Below are 683 nucleotides of genomic sequence, written 5' to 3'. Positions count from 1 at the left end.
CAGATGACCTTTACATTGACCAAGGACAATGATGCAACCGCAGCATCAGCCGTTCAGACACATGCTGCGACAGAAGACTTCGTGTTTACTAACCTGACCTACGGTTCTTACACCCTTGTTGAAACAGCGCCACCAGCGGGCTACATGGTGGAACCGCTTGTTTATAAAGTTGCGGTCAGTCGAGCAGGAGTATCCCTTTATCGAACAAGTGACCAAGTGACACCAAGTCGAGTCGAAGGGGCGAGCCTAATCACATCTCCTGATTTGAGTAATATTCAGAGTGGTCCTGAGAGCAATGCCATTGATGGAAATGATACAACTTTTGTGACCTATCATAATTTCAATGGTCAAGGAGATAATATTCCTGCTGGAGCCTATCTAGGGGTTGATCTACAAGGCGTGAAACGTGTTCGAAATATTTTCTACTTACAAGGAAATCAGAAAAATGTAACGGATAGGATGAATCGCTACACAGTAGAATACTCAATAGATGGTGAGACCTACTACCCAATCGCTTCATCAGCAACGGCTGAGCGCTTTGAACAGTCTACCGACCTTCTCGCTCGGTATATCCGTGTGAGAAATGAAGAGCAAGTCGTCAAAAAATGGTATGCGGTTCGTGAGCTACGTATCTCAGCCCAAGAAGCGGAGTCCGTAAGTCTTCAAGGTGGGCAGGCATTCCC

Annotated in this window: 1 protein-coding gene; it reads left to right on the top strand. The window is 46.3% G+C overall.

Annotation, left to right across the window (positions count from 1 at the left end; all coding sequences use genetic code 11):
* On the top strand, positions 1-683 hold a 683-nt coding region (locus tag F9856_RS12050; protein ID WP_202106733.1), incomplete at both ends, for a discoidin domain-containing protein.

The organism is Streptococcus suis (genome assembly GCF_016743335.1).
Lineage (GTDB): Bacteria > Bacillota > Bacilli > Lactobacillales > Streptococcaceae > Streptococcus > Streptococcus suis_Y.
This window is presented reverse-complemented; position numbering and strand designations above follow the sequence as displayed.